Raw genomic sequence first — 13,184 nt, forward strand, 5'->3', positions numbered from 1 at the left:
GGTCCAGCCCTCCTCGAGCGCCATCAGCGCCAGCTCCACGTCCTCCCTGCTGTGCATGCGGACCTCCCGTCCGGACCGCCCCGCGGTCCAACTTTTTGTCCGCAGTCCCAAGCGTGCCGATTGCACACAGGGTGTGCCGATTGCACACGTCTCAGACCATCGCACTCCATTTGGCGTTCCAGGTTTTCGCCGCCTTAGAATCTCGCGGGATGCCAGCAGCATCCATAAGGTTGTGAAAACGTGCGGGGCGCAGGAGTTCATCGTTGGTGAACCTCAGCACGGGTATGCCGTAGATGGTCAATCGGCTTTCACGCTGACGCTCCCGAAGCATGGCTTCCTGCGCCGTTCGGGTGGTGCGTATCTTTGGGTCGAAATACTTGCCCTCTCCGTCGAACTCTCCAATGACCAGGCGCCCGTCGGGCAGACGCCATAGGAAATCGACTCGATAGGTGCGCTGAGGGTCAGTCGGATCGGTTATGGTTACTTGAAGCTCGGGTATCGCATACCCTTCGGAGATGCAGTGTGCGCGTATGCGGGATTCGCCGATACTTTCTGCGGCGCCACAGGCATAGGAAGCGACGAACAGGGGACGCTGTGCAAGGGGCTGTTGCTCCTGCTCGGATTCAAGGAGTTCAGTCAGCGTGCTGGTAGCGAGGCTCCCGCTTCGTATGGCTGCGTCTGCTATGGCAAGGGCGAATTCGAAGGGCAAATCGGAAAGGGATTCCCAAAGGGACTGCCCTATATCGGTGACGGGCATTCCTGATACGGTGACGACGCGGTCGCGCGCCAAAAGACGACGTGCGCTCAGGGCGGAGCGATTTGAGGGAATGCGTTTTGCAATGATGAGAATCAGTCGCTGGAGGATGTACGGGATATCGATATTCCACGCCAGCAGGGCACTGTGAGATCTGAAGATCCATGCTGGATGCAGCTGGTTTATGCCGCGCATGATATGGAGCGTTTGCTGGGATGTATCAAGCTCCACCCAAGAGGAGCGCCGGGCATAGAGCCCTTTAAAGGGAGAGACGAGATATTCTGACTTAAGCATGCGGAGGGCAGCCATTGCGTCTGCCCTCGTTGCTGGAACAAAACAGGAGCAGTCACGCTCTGCGGCAATAAGTCCCCGCTCAAGATCATGCTGGACCTGAAGGTACGTTCGCAGGGGGACGTGAGCGGCGTTGCCGCACGCTTGGGCATCATGCAAAGCGGAGCATTGCGCTTCGGTATTTTGCTGCTTGTTCGCGCCGGGCATATCCTGCGGCGCACTCACTCCCTCCGTCATCATGCGCTAAGGATCGACGCGCTCTTGCGGTAACGCCCGTCGATACCGATGGTGTCCCGCAGAAGCCGAAGGTAGAATCCTGCGAGCATTACCTCGGGTTTATCGGCGAGGTCCTCGGGGTGGATCATGCCGGGGCCGTCGAGAGCGGTGTAGCGCGGCTCGGCAATGTCGTAGAGATACACCTTGCCGACGTGATACCACTTGCCGTCAACCTTGGCGATGCGCTGGGCGATAGTACCGTCGCGCCAACGCTCAACCGAGCACAGGTAGGAGTCGGCCACCTCGTAGCGACGGTCGTCGCAGACGTCGATGAGAGTGCACGTGCCACGCTCGAGGTCTTTGCGATGGATCTCAAAGCGCGAGAAGAACTGTGTCCGCTCGATTTGCCTGAGCCGTATGAGCTGGTCCGCGTTCAGGCGACGCCCCGTCTGCTTGTGGTGCGTGACAAACCACGAGAACGGCGAGCGCCCCTCCACGCCGGGAAACTCAAAGAGAAGCCATTCACTAAAGAGAGGGCTAATCTCCTCGCGCGTGAGGTGGGGCTCTTTGCCAAAAAGGAATGCGGGTTCCACGAAGCCCATGAACATGGCGTTTGCGAGGTCGAGGACCTCCTCTTTGTGCGCTTGCCAGTACATGCCCACGATGTCGACGTCGTGCTCGATAGTTTTCTCGTCTGCCATAAGACCTCCTCGGTGTCGATGCGCCCGCCTTTTGCGAGCGCGTCCCCCGAGGATATGCAGGCCGTCAAACAGAATGACGCCGCTCGCTGACGCCGTTTGAACAGTCGCTTGATACGTCTTTGAGCGTTATCTAACCGGCCAGCTCAGAGGGGTCAAAAATGAGGTGCCCCGCCGCGAGGACGCATCCTCGGGCGGGGCGAATATCCATAGATTGCACAGATTGCGGGCTTTCGGGTTGCCAGGGGCGGGGACCTCGGGTCGCGAAGTCTTGCGAGCGTCGGCTCCGGGTTTCAAAATCGGACGAGCGAGCGTCCCGGCTTGTTAGGACTTGGTCTCCATGCGCGCGTGGCACTTGGGGCAGGTGACGATGATCTTGCCCTTGCCGCGTGGGACCGAGAGCATGGTGCCGCAGTTGGGACACTTGAGAAACGCCTTCTCCTTGCGCTCCTTCCACATCTTCTTGGCAACGCGGGCCTGTCGCTTGAGGTCGCTTGCGGAGGAGCCGGCTGACGACTTGGCGCTACCTGTACTGCGTCCGGTGCTACCGGCGTGCGAGCTGCCGCCGAAGTACTTGCCGATTACGGGGATGCGCGCGGCGAGGCGGCAAAACGCCTCGTTCTCCTCCCGGCGGGCGGAGATGTTTTTGGAGAAGGCGCGCACGAGGGCGAGGACGAGGATCGCGAGCGCAATGTAAGAGGCGGCGCGCACTTGGAACAGGGTGCCGACGAGCGCGAGCACCACGCCGATGCCGCCGAGTGCAGCGGAGAAATCGTCGACGCCGTTGCGGCCGTTCATGAAGTTTTGCATGTAAGACCTGCTCTTTCTGCTTTGGTTAGACTCGTGCATCTTACCCTTGCGCGCCGCATCCATCCGCATGAAGCGCAAAGACGCGCGAATCTGCGCAGGTCATTCACGGGTGTGGAGGGTGGCGCCGCGCGCTTGGCGCCTGTGCAGGTGAACAAGTGCAGGCGCGGCAGCCTCTTAGTATTTGCCGCGCAGGGCGTACCAGCCGTTATGCTCCTCGACCTCAAGCGGCACGCCAAACAGCTCGCTCAACACGTCGTCGCGCATGAGCTCAGCTTTGGGGCCGTCGGCAAAGACCTCGGCATCCTTGATGAGCAGGACACGGTCGATAGCGGGGATGATGTCCTCGGGGTAGTGGGTGACGAGTACCACGGAGCGCCCCTCGGCGGCGAGTAGGCTCATGGTCTCGCGCACGTGATACATGCCCTCGGGGTCAAGACCCGTGCAGGGCTCGTCGAAGATGAGGATCTTGGGGTCGCTCATGAGCTCGCGCGCCACGAGCACGCGGCGCACCTGGCCAGTCGAGAGGGTCATGACGTCGCGGTCGGCAAGGTCGGCAATGCCCAAGCGGTCGAGGGCCTCGATTGCGCGTGGGAGGGCAGACTCGGGCACGTCGACATGCTTGGGGAGTCCCAGTGTGCCAAAGATGCCGCCCATCACGATCTGGTCAACAGGCAGATGGACACGCACCTGGTCGTGCATGGTGGCGGACACGATGCCGAGCGCCTGCTTGATATCGGAGAGGAGGGGACGCGCCTGGCCGCGGAAGCGCACGGGCGGCTCGTCGCGATGGAGGGGGAAGACCTCGCGCGTGAGGAGCTGGATGAAGGTGGACTTGCCGGCGCCGTTGGGGCCGAGCAGGGCCACATGCTCGCCCTCGGCAAGGTCGAAATTGCCTACGGAGAGAATGGTGCGGCCAGCGCGAACCACCTCGGCATCGCGAATCTGAAAGAGCGGCTGCGTATTCGTTGCGTTCCGCGCGTCTGTTGCGTTCTGTGCGCTGGGTGCGCCCTGCGTCTCGTCCATAACGTACCCCCGTTGCTGCTGTTGCGTTTGTAACTGTACTACGGCTGCGCGCCGCCTCGCCTGTGCCCGCCGCGGATTGTTTCCAACCGTTTTCGCCCCGGGTGCGCCCGCACGCCGCGAAGAGGGCGGGCTCTGCTATGATGCTACTTTATCTAACAAAAGTATTTCATTGCCGTTTGCGCCCCCGACCGCGCGCAGGCGGCCAGGGGAGGGGGCGCCATGCCCGAGATGCTCACGCTCGACGCCTTTGAGGAGGCCTCGCAAAAGGTCAAAGAGGTCACGCAGGAGACCAAGCTCGTTGAGAGCCCGTATTTCTCCGCGCAGTGCGGCAACCGCGTATGGCTCAAACCCGAGAACATGCAGCGCACGGGAGCCTACAAGGTGCGTGGCGCGTACTACAAGATTTCGACGATGGGGCCCGAAGAGCTCGAGCGCGGCATCGTCACGGCAAGTGCCGGTAACCATGCGCAGGGCGTGGCCTTTGCCGCCACGCGCGCCGGCGCCCGTTCGGTGGTGATCATGCCCACGACCACGCCCCTTATCAAGGTGGAGCGCACCAAGGGCTACGGTGCCGAGGTCCTGCTTTCGGGCGATGTGTACGACGAGTCGTGCGACTTTGCCCTTGAGCTCGCCGAGCGCGAGGGCATGACCTTTATCCATCCCTTCAACGACCCCGTGGTGGCGACCGGCCAGGGCACCATCGCGATGGAGATCGTGCAGGAGCTGCCGCTGGTCGACACCATCCTCGTGCCCGTGGGCGGTGGCGGGCTCTCCTGCGGCGTGGCGACGTTTGCCAAGCTCTACAACCCCAAGATCCGCGTCATCGGTGTGGAACCGGCGGGCGCGCCGAGCCTCACGGCCGCGCTCGAGGCGGGCAGCCCCGTGAAGCTTCCTGGCGCGAACACCATCGCTGACGGCACCGCGGTGCTCGAGGTGGGCGATAAGGTCTTCCCGTACCTCCAGAAGAACCTCGACGACGTTATCACCGTGCCGGACGACGAGCTCATCGTGGCGTTCCTCGACATGGTGGAGAACCACAAGATGATTGTCGAGAACTCGGGTCTGCTCACGGTGGCGGCGCTCAAGCATCTAGCGCCCGAGAACCGCCGCGTGGTGTCGATTCTTTCCGGCGGCAACATGGACGTCATCACCATGAGCTCGGTGGTGCAACACGGCCTCATCCAGCGCGGGCGCATCTTCACGGTAAGCGTGCTTTTGCCGGACCGTCCGGGCATGCTCGTGAAGGTAGCCTCCGCCATCGCCGATGAGAACGGCAACGTCATCAAGCTCGAGCACAACCAGTTTGTCTCGACCAACCGCAACGCCGCTGTGGAGCTGCGCGTCACCATCGAGGCGTTTGGCGAGGAGCACAAGCGCCAGATCGTCGAGGCGCTCGAGCGCGCCGGCTTTACCCCCACGGTGGTCCAGACCGCGCTGTAGCGATTGCATCAATTCGCGCGTCTTGCACCTATCGGCACATTTCACGCCGGTAGGTACGACGCAGACACTGGGAGAATTGTGTATACCGAAAGATTGTGTATACCGAAACTTTCCCAGCGAATAGATGGCCCGTTGACGACACGTCCTTTAGCTGGGATTTTGCGAGCAATTCCGCGGCGACTTGCCCAGACGAGGGTGTTTGCGGCCTGTTTCGGTATACACAATTTGTTTCGGTATACACAATCTTTCAGCGCGCGCGACTGCGCTAGACGCTTCCGGCCTTGCGTACTTTGGCCTGATTTAGACATCTGCATCTCTTGCCGAAGTTGCCCATCCGAGCAATTGTGTTTGACTAAGAAACGGGTGCAAGCAATTCTAGGTAGAGCGCGCCTTTCGGGAAGTGCCTCCATATCCCGCGTGCGTTCCGTTCAGCCGTCGCCCGCTGCCGCCTGCCGATTGCCTTGTTTCGAGCTGGTTACCGTTGTTGCATACCACCGCGGGCACGCCTGCGCTCGGCGATACTTGCCAAACTCAGCAAATGCGTTGACAGGGCGAGTACCGGGCGTTCGTGCCACAGCGAGCGGGACAGTGTGAGAACCCGCGGCGGGTGACCGGGAACATACCCTCGAGCAGCTCGGCTGAACGCGTGCGAGCCAGCGCGGGCGATCCCCGCGAAGCACCGCCGCCAGTATGCCGCGCCGGAGCCCCCGTTACGGGCATCGCGCTTCGAGGGCCGCGCAACATGCGGCGCCTTACCTCGCATTTCTGATACATGTGAGCGAGCCGGCAGGAAGGCTCGCCTAACGGGAAGCGAGGCGTGAAGCAAGATGCGAAGCGATGCCGTAAAGAAGGGGCTGGCGCGTGCCCCCCACCGGAGCCTTCTCAAGGCGGACGGGCTCACCGACGAGGAGCTCGAGCGCCCGCTCGTTGCCGTGGTCTCGGCGCAAAACGAGGTTATCCCCGGCCACATTCACCTGCAGCAGATCGCCGACGCCGTAAAGGCGGGCATTCGCATGGCGGGTGGAACGCCGCTTCAGGTCAACACCATCGGCGTATGCGACGGCATCGCCATGAACCACGAGGGCATGCACTACTCGCTCACGAGCCGCGAGGTCATTGCCGATTCCGTTGAGTGCGCCATCCAGGGTCATCAGTTCGACGCGATGGTGCTCATCCCCAGCTGCGACAAGATCGTGCCCGGCATGCTCATCGCTGCGGCGCGTCTGAACATCCCCACAATGCTCGTCTCTGGCGGTCCCATGCTCGCCGGGCGTGACAAGTGCGGGCGCCAAACCGATCTCAACACGCTTTTTGACGCGGTGGGCGCCGTCACGGCGGGCACCATGACGCCGGAGGAGTGCGCCTGGCTCGAGAACACGGCCTGTCCTACCTGCGGCAGCTGCTCGGGCATGTTCACGGCAAACTCCATCTGCTGCCTCGCCGAGGCACTCGGCCTTGCCCTTCCCGGCAACGGCACCGTGCCCGCGGTGTACGCGGAGCGCATCCGCCTCGCCAAGAAGACGGGCATGAAGGTGATGGAACTCGTCGAGCAGGGCACCTGCGCGCTCGATATCCTGAACGAGGCCTCCGTCTACAACGGCATGGTGCTCGACATGGCCTTTGGCGGCTCCACCAACACGATGCTCCACCTGACGGCCATCGCGCACGAGGCGGGCTGCGACATCTCGATGCAGGATTGGGACGAGGTCTCTGCCAAGACCCCCAACATCGTGCGCATTGCGCCGGCGTCGAACCTCCACATCGAGGACCTGAACGCCGTGGGCGGCATCCCCGCCATCATCGGCGAGCTCGGCCGCGCGGGCCTTCTGCGCGAGGACGCCCTCACCTGCCATGGCACCATGGCGGAGTGGATTGCCGAGATTCCGCCCGCGGACGGCGAGATCGTTCGCACGGTCGACAACGCCTTCTCGCCCGTGGGCGGCCTCAAGGTCATGCAGGGCAACCTCGCGCCCGACTGCGGCGTGGTCAAGAAGAGCGCCTGCGCGCCCGACATGTGGCAGTTTGAGGGCACGGCGCGCGTGTTTGATAGCGAGGAGGCCGCCTGCGAGGCCATCTTTGGCGGCAAGATCAACCCGGGTGACGTGGTGGTTATCCGCTACGAGGGGCCGGCCGGTGGCCCGGGCATGCGCGAGATGCTCACGCCCACCTCGGCCATCTGCGGCATGGGGCTCGACCGCTCCGTCGCGCTCATCACCGACGGCCGCTTCTCCGGCGCGAGCAAGGGCCCGTGCATCGGTCACGTCTCGCCCGAGGCCGCGGCGGGCGGTCCCATCGCGCTTGTGAAGGAGGGCGATCGTATCGCCATCGACATCGAGGCCGGAACGCTTGAGCTCAAGGTGGCAGACGAGGAGCTCGCCCGCCGCCGCGCCGCTTGGCAGCCGCCGGCGCCCAAGTACACCCGCGGCGTGCTCGCGCGTTATGCCAAGCTCGTCACTTCTGCAGACAAGGGGGCGTATCTCTCATGATCGACCAGACGAACACCAGCGCTTGTGCCGCAGCTTCCATGGCGGGCAGCCCGCGCACGCCCGACATGCCCGACGACATCCGCCAGCACCGGTGCACGAGCGCCGTGGCGCCGCGCGAGGGCGCGGGCGACGGCACCACGCGTGAGGAGCGCCTCGCCTTAAAGGAGCTCGCCATCTCGGGCAAGCCCTTTGGTCCGGGCAGCCATACGGACAAAGAGGGCAAGACCATGACCGGCGCGCAGGCGATCATCGCCTCGCTTGAGGCCGAGGGTGTGGACGTGCTCTTTGGCTACCCCGGCGGCCAGGCCATCAAGATCTACGACGCACTTTACGACTCGACCAAGATTCGCCACATTCTGGCCCGCCACGAGCAGGCCGCTGTGCACGAGGCCGACGGCTATGCGCGCGCGACCGGGCGTGTGGGCGTGGTGCTGGTGACCTCGGGCCCCGGCGCCACCAACACGGTGACGGGCATTGCCACGGCCTACATGGACTCTGTGCCGCTCGTGGTCATCACCGGCCAGGTGACGCGCGGCGTCATCGGCACCGACGCGTTCCAAGAGGCGGACATCGTGGGCATCACCATGCCCGTGGTGAAGCACAGCTTCTTGCTCCAGAGCAACGACGACCTCACCCGGACGTTCCGCGAGGCGTTCTACATCGCCTCGACCGGGCGCCCCGGCCCCGTGCTCATTGACATCCCCTCCGACCTTGCGGGCGAGGAGATGGTCTTCCATTACCCCGATCAGGTGAATATTCCGAGCTACCGGCCCACGTACCGCGGCAACGCCAAGCAGGTGCGCCAGGCGGTCGAGCTCATTCGCGAGGCCGAGCGCCCCGTGCTCTACGTGGGCGGCGGCTGCGTGACGAGCCATGCCTGCGCCGAGGTGGTTGAGCTCGCCGAGAAAATGCAGATTCCCGTGGTGACGACGCTCATCGGCAAGGCCGCCGTGCCGTGCTCGAACCCCTTGAACCTCGGGCCCGTGGGCATGCACGGCTCCAAGTACGCCAACATGGCCATGACCGAGGCGGACCTTATCATCGCTGTGGGCGCGCGCTTCTCGGACCGCGTGACGGGCAAGCTCTCTGAGTTTGCGCCGCACGCCACGTTCATCCACATCGATATCGACCCGGCAGAGATTGGCAAGGTAGTGGACCCCCGCGTGCCCATTGTGGGCGACGCGCGCAACATCGTGTCCGCCATCAACGAGCGGCTCGATCGCGTAGGCGCAAAGCCCTGTGACGAGGAGTGGGTGAAGACCGTCTTCTCGTGGCGCGAGCGCTGGCCGTTCTATACCGAGGACTTTGCCGACTACCCGGACCGCATTGCCCCCGAGCAGGTGCTCGAGGCGCTCTCCGCCAAGCTCGACCCGCACGCGAGCGTGGTCACCACCGAGGTGGGCCAGCACCAGATGTGGGCGCATCAGCACATCCATCGCGAGGAGTCGCGCACGTTCATCTCCTCCGGTGGCCTCGGCACCATGGGCTTTGGCTTTCCCGCGGCGGTTGGCGCCAAGATCGGCCGCCCCGGCGCGCAGGTGGTCTGCATCGCCGGTGACGGTTCCATCCAGATGAACATTCAGGAGATGGCAACGGCCGTGGGCAACGGCGTCGCGGTGAAGATCCTGCTCATCGACAACAACGCGCTCGGCATGGTGCACCAGTGGCAGCGCCTGTTCTACCACGAGCGCTACAGCTGCACCGAGTTCACCGCCAACCCCGATTTTGTCAAACTCGCCGAGGCGTACGGCTGGGGCGCAGAGCGCATCAACCATCCCGACCAGATCGACGCCGCGCTCGACCGCATGCTCGCCTCCGACGGCCCGTACCTGCTCGACGTGATCATCCCCACGGCGCAGACGGTCTACCCGATGGTCGCCCCCGGTGCCGCCATCGACGACATCATCGGCGCCATCGACGTGACCTTGGGCGGCGTGCGTGTGACCGAGAAGGGCATGAGCCCGGCGGGCGAGACGGCGGGCGACATCGCCCATCCGTTGCCCCTGAACGAGCGTACCGACGGCGCATCGCGCACGGGCGGCGCCACGCACGTCTCCGACCCTGCGATGGGCGCCGAGGCGCGCCCGGCGATCGCCGCAGATGACGAGGCCCCGAAGGGAGGCGAGTAGCGATGAAATACATCCTCTCTGTACTCGTTGAGAACAAGCCCGGTGTGCTCAGCCGCGTGACGGGACTCATCAGCCGCCGCGGGTTCAACATCGACTCGCTCACGGTTGCCCCCACCGAGGACGTGACCATGAGCCGCATGACCATCATCGTCAACGCCGACGAGGTCGCCTACGAGCAGCTCACCAAGCAGCTGCACAAGCTCGTCTCCGTCTACAAAATCTCGGACCTCACCGAGGAGGACGCCATCGAGCGCGAGCTCGTGCTCTTCAAGGTGGTGGCTCCGCCCGACCGCCGGCACGAGATCATCGAAATCGCCAACATCTTCCGCGCCAACATCGTCGACGTGGGCAAAAACTCGCTCACGGTGGAGGCGACGGGCACGGCGAGCAAGCTGGACGCGATGGAAGACCTCTTCCGCAGCTACGGCATCCGTCAGCTCACGCGCACCGGCAAGATTGCGATGAGCCGCGGGGCGCGGGACGCCTAAGCGTGCCACGGGCTGCCGGACGGTGCCTCGCCATCCGCTTCGGGCAGTCCTGACTCGCACGGAGGCGCCGCTGGCGCCTCCGGCTCGTGCGGAACTTGCAGACGGTGAGGCACCGCCCGGCACCTTGTGCGACCGTACCTGCGTGTGAGTCAACAGTAGGGTTTTGCCGCAGTGTATCTGGATGCGGTGACCATAGCAGATAGGGTTTTAGAACCGATAAGGTAAGGAGTTGGAAATGGCCGTTACGATCTATTACGAGCAGGATTGCAAGCCCGAGGTGATCCAGAACATGAAGGTGGCCGTCATCGGGTACGGCAGTCAGGGCCACGCCCATGCGCTGAACCTGCTCGACTCGGGCTGCGACGTGCGCGTTGGTCTGCGTGAGGGTTCCAGCAGCTGGGCAAAGGCCGAGGAGGCGGGCCTCAAGGTCATGACGATGGACGCCGCCGCCGAGGAGGCCGACCTCATCATGATGCTCGTTCCCGATGAGACCCAGCCCAAGGTCTACGAGGAGCACATCAAAGACCATCTCAAGCCGGGCAACACCCTCGCCTTCGCCCACGGCTTCAACATCCACTTTGGCTACATCAAGGCACCCGAGGACGTGAACGTCATCATGTGCGCCCCCAAGGGCCCGGGTCACATCGTGCGCCGTCAGTTCACCGAGGGCTCCGGTGTGCCGGATCTGGCCTGCGTGGCGCAGGATGCCACGGGCAACGCCTGGGACATCGCGCTTGCGTACTGCTGGGGCGTGGGCGGTGCCCGCTCCGGCATCATCAAGGCAACCTTCAAGGAGGAGACCGAGGAGGACCTCTTTGGCGAGCAGGCGGTGCTCTGCGGCGGCCTCGTTGAGCTCGTGAAGGCCGGCTTCGAGACCCTTACCGAGGCTGGGTATCCGCCCGAGCTCGCCTACTTTGAGTGCTACCACGAGATGAAGATGATCGTCGACCTCATGTACGAGAGCGGCATCCACTTCATGAACTACTCCATCTCCAACACCGCCGAGTACGGCGAGTACTACGCCGGTCCCAAGGTCATCAACGCAGAGAGCCGCGCGGCCATGAAGCAGATCCTCGCGCGCATCCAGGACGGCAGCTTTGCGCAGGAGTTTGTGGACGACTGCAACAACGGCCACAAGTGGCTCCTCGAGCAGCGTGAGAAGATCAACGAGCACGAGATTGAGAAGACGGGCGAGAAGATCCGCTCGATGTTTACCTGGATTAAGAAGTAGCCCGCTCGTTTTTTGTCGTTTGGTCAAATCGGTGCGCGAGGGGGCAATCGCGCGCTCGGAAAAGCGTCCTCTGCGGTTGGCGGAGGACGCTTTTCTTCTGGCTATGGGTCATGTGGGGCGTGCGCTTGAGGCGAAATGCGTGTCTCAGCCGGTTCGCCCTCGTGGGAAATGCCCTCTCGCGGGGTGATTTGACCAAACAGGCGCCTGCGAACGCGCGCTGTGGCGTAGACTGGGAAGCAGGACAGACGGAGGGGGAGCGGCTCGTTGCGGCCCGCGCTGCGTTTGCCGAGCGGTGTGCTCCCCGGCAGCCGTCGTACCGCATCTGAGCGGGGCACAAGAGGGCCATACCTCGCAATGGGGTATCGATGGCGCAAATTCGGCGAACGGTATCTTGGGCGCGCGGAGCGTGCGCGCTAGGTTAACACTTGGTGACACCCCCGGCGACGCCGGGGGCTTGTCTATTATGGACAGCACCCGGCAAAAGCGCGCGCCGGCCTCTGGCCGATGAGCGTGTGCGGACGGCGGCTCGCATATGCACGGTGCCGCACGGAGCCGGTGGGAAGTATTCGTCTTCGAATGGAGGAGCTCGCATCATGAAGCGACTCAAGACCTTTGGCGCGGCACTTGCTACGGGAGCCCTTGCTCTTGCGCTTGCTGCCTGCGGCGGAAACGGCGGTACGGTAGGGGGCTCGTCCGCGGCATCGGACGACGCTGCTACCGGTACTACGTATAAAATCGGCGTCCTGCAGCTCACGGAGCACGCAGCGCTTGACTCCGCTAACGAGGGCTTTGTGGCCGCACTCGATGACGCGGGTATCGCCTACGAGATCGATCAGCAGAACGCGCAGAACGATCAGCCTACGTGCCAGACGATCGCGTCCAAGCTTGTGAACGACGGTGACGACCTCATCCTCGCCATCGGCACGCCCGCCGCTCAGGCTGTCTCGAGCGCGACCACCGACATCCCCGTCATCGGCACCGCCATTACCGACTTTGCCGAGTCCGGCCTTGTTGCCGATAACGACGCGCCCGGCGGTAACGTAACGGGCACCTCCGACCTCACGCCCGTCGCCGACCAGATCGAGCTCCTCGAGCAGCTCGTCCCCGAGGCAAAGACCGTCGGTTTGCTCTACTGCACGGCGGAGGCCAACTCTGAGGTTCAAATCAAGATGGCCGAGGAGGCGCTGGACGCGGCGGGTATTGCTCACGAGCGCTACACCGTTTCGAGCTCCAATGAGATTCAGCAGGTCGTCGAGTCGATGGTGGGCAAGGTAGACGCCGTCTATACGCCGACGGACAACACCATCGCCGCAGGTATGGCCACCGTCGCCATGGTCGCCAACGAGCATCAGCTGCCCGTCATCGTGGGCTGCGACACCATGGTTGAGGACGGCGGTCTCGCCTCCTACAGCATCAACTACTACGATTTGGGGTACAAGGCCGGCCAGATGGCCGTGCGCATCCTCACCGAGGGCGCCGACCCGGCCGAGATGCCCATTGAGTACCTCGAGGCCGAGGATTGCCAGCTCATTGCCAACCAGCAGACGGCAGATGAGGTCGGCGTCGATATCTCGGGTCTTGAGGGCGCAGAGATCGTCTAGCGCACCCCCGCCCTTTG

Annotated in this window: 10 protein-coding genes; 6 read left to right on the forward strand and 4 right to left on the reverse strand. The window is 63.7% G+C overall.

Going from position 1 to position 13,184, the window contains the following annotated elements; translation table 11 throughout:
* Positions 1-151 precede the first annotated feature (151 nt).
* The 4 genes from B5F89_RS00005 to B5F89_RS00020 all read right to left on the reverse strand — a co-directional run bounded on the left by B5F89_RS00005 (position 152) and on the right by B5F89_RS00020 (position 3,792).
* On the reverse strand, positions 152-1,285 hold the full coding sequence (locus tag B5F89_RS00005; protein ID WP_087429769.1) for a hypothetical protein: 1,134 nt from the start codon (positions 1,283-1,285) through the stop codon (positions 152-154).
* Complete coding sequence (locus tag B5F89_RS00010; RefSeq protein ID WP_087429770.1) at positions 1,282-1,962, reverse strand: hypothetical protein; 681 nt, start codon at positions 1,960-1,962, stop codon at positions 1,282-1,284. The genes B5F89_RS00005 and B5F89_RS00010 overlap by 4 nt, the downstream gene beginning before the upstream one ends.
* A 321-nt stretch (positions 1,963-2,283) precedes the next feature.
* Positions 2,284-2,769, reverse strand: a complete 486-nt coding sequence (locus B5F89_RS00015) for a hypothetical protein (protein ID WP_087429771.1) — start codon at positions 2,767-2,769, stop codon at positions 2,284-2,286.
* 174 nt (positions 2,770-2,943) lie between these two features.
* Positions 2,944-3,792: an ATP-binding cassette domain-containing protein gene (locus B5F89_RS00020; RefSeq protein WP_087429772.1), complete on the reverse strand. Its 849-nt coding sequence runs from the start codon at positions 3,790-3,792 to the stop codon at positions 2,944-2,946.
* Positions 3,793-4,011: 219 nt separating this feature from the next.
* On the opposite strand from B5F89_RS00020, the gene ilvA reads away from it, so the two are divergent.
* The 6 genes from ilvA to B5F89_RS00050 all read left to right on the forward strand — a co-directional run bounded on the left by ilvA (position 4,012) and on the right by B5F89_RS00050 (position 13,167).
* The gene (ilvA, locus tag B5F89_RS00025; RefSeq protein ID WP_087429773.1) at positions 4,012-5,232 is read left to right on the forward strand and encodes a threonine ammonia-lyase; all 1,221 of its coding nucleotides are present in this window, start codon (positions 4,012-4,014) and stop codon (positions 5,230-5,232) included.
* Positions 5,233-6,059: 827 nt separating this feature from the next.
* Positions 6,060-7,718: a dihydroxy-acid dehydratase gene (ilvD, locus tag B5F89_RS00030; RefSeq protein ID WP_087429774.1), complete on the forward strand. Its 1,659-nt coding sequence runs from the start codon at positions 6,060-6,062 to the stop codon at positions 7,716-7,718.
* A complete protein-coding gene (gene ilvB / locus B5F89_RS00035) occupies positions 7,715-9,847 on the forward strand; it encodes a biosynthetic-type acetolactate synthase large subunit (protein ID WP_343206312.1) in 2,133 nt (710 codons plus the stop codon). The genes ilvD and ilvB overlap by 4 nt, the downstream gene beginning before the upstream one ends.
* Positions 9,848-9,849: 2 nt before the next feature.
* Positions 9,850-10,335 carry an acetolactate synthase small subunit gene (gene ilvN, locus B5F89_RS00040; protein WP_087204453.1) on the forward strand — a complete coding sequence of 162 codons (486 nt, stop codon included), beginning with the start codon at positions 9,850-9,852 and terminating at the stop codon, positions 10,333-10,335.
* A gap of 235 nt (positions 10,336-10,570) precedes the next feature.
* Complete coding sequence (ilvC, locus tag B5F89_RS00045; protein ID WP_087429775.1) at positions 10,571-11,566, forward strand: ketol-acid reductoisomerase; 996 nt, start codon at positions 10,571-10,573, stop codon at positions 11,564-11,566.
* A gap of 593 nt (positions 11,567-12,159) precedes the next feature.
* Positions 12,160-13,167: an ABC transporter substrate-binding protein gene (locus tag B5F89_RS00050; RefSeq protein WP_087429776.1), complete on the forward strand. Its 1,008-nt coding sequence runs from the start codon at positions 12,160-12,162 to the stop codon at positions 13,165-13,167.
* Positions 13,168-13,184 lie beyond the last annotated feature (17 nt).

The organism is Collinsella sp. An307 (assembly GCF_002161805.1).
Lineage (GTDB): Bacteria > Actinomycetota > Coriobacteriia > Coriobacteriales > Coriobacteriaceae > Coprousia.

Bases quoted from the DNA above. Each gene is read 5' to 3' on its own strand.
- ilvA (WP_087429773.1), top strand. From the start codon at position 4,012: ATGCCCGAGATGCTCACGCTCGACGCCTTTGAGGAGGCCTCGCAAAAG.
- ilvN (WP_087204453.1), top strand. From the start codon at position 9,850: ATGAAATACATCCTCTCTGTACTCGTTGAGAACAAGCCCGGTGTGCTC.
- ilvC (WP_087429775.1), top strand. From the start codon at position 10,571: ATGGCCGTTACGATCTATTACGAGCAGGATTGCAAGCCCGAGGTGATC.
- ilvD (WP_087429774.1), top strand. From the start codon at position 6,060: ATGCGAAGCGATGCCGTAAAGAAGGGGCTGGCGCGTGCCCCCCACCGG.
- B5F89_RS00015 (WP_087429771.1), bottom strand. From the start codon at position 2,769: ATGCAAAACTTCATGAACGGCCGCAACGGCGTCGACGATTTCTCCGCT.
- B5F89_RS00050 (WP_087429776.1), top strand. From the start codon at position 12,160: ATGAAGCGACTCAAGACCTTTGGCGCGGCACTTGCTACGGGAGCCCTT.
- B5F89_RS00005 (WP_087429769.1), bottom strand. From the start codon at position 1,285: ATGATGACGGAGGGAGTGAGTGCGCCGCAGGATATGCCCGGCGCGAAC.
- B5F89_RS00020 (WP_087429772.1), bottom strand. From the start codon at position 3,792: ATGGACGAGACGCAGGGCGCACCCAGCGCACAGAACGCAACAGACGCG.
- B5F89_RS00010 (WP_087429770.1), bottom strand. From the start codon at position 1,962: ATGGCAGACGAGAAAACTATCGAGCACGACGTCGACATCGTGGGCATG.
- ilvB (WP_343206312.1), top strand. From the start codon at position 7,715: ATGATCGACCAGACGAACACCAGCGCTTGTGCCGCAGCTTCCATGGCG.